This window comes from Flavobacterium cupreum, assembly GCF_003996965.1.
In the GTDB taxonomy this organism is placed as follows: Bacteria; Bacteroidota; Bacteroidia; order Flavobacteriales; family Flavobacteriaceae; genus Flavobacterium; species Flavobacterium cupreum.
In genome coordinates, this window is record NZ_QWDM01000165.1 from 1 (window position 1) to 323 (window position 323).

General features: G+C 70.6%; 1 protein-coding gene. It reads left to right on the top strand.

Annotated elements, in window-relative coordinates; translation table 11 throughout:
* A partial coding sequence (locus D0817_RS27065) for a hypothetical protein (protein ID WP_161568487.1) occupies positions 1 to 323 on the top strand: 323 nt, incomplete at both ends.

Here is a 323-nt window from a genome sequence, read left to right on the forward strand (position 1 = left end):
GGCCGGGCTGGCCTACCACCCGGCCACCGACCTCGAGGCGGTGCGGGTCGTCGGCGAGGCCGCGGCGCCGGGCGGCAAATGCCTGCTGTTCGACGACAGCGCCCGTTTCGCCTTCCGCTACGAGCCCTACGTGTCGATGGCGATGAGCTATATGAGCGGGCCGGTGCTCGACCGCTTCGCGCTGCGCTTCGATTCCTCGGCCGTCATGGTGCACGAGTGGCGCGACGACGCCTCGCCCTATCTGGCGGGGCCGGCGTTCAAGATCGCCGCCGGCGGCCTCCATATCAACAACGTCAACGTGGCCAGCCTGATGCCGGGCGCGG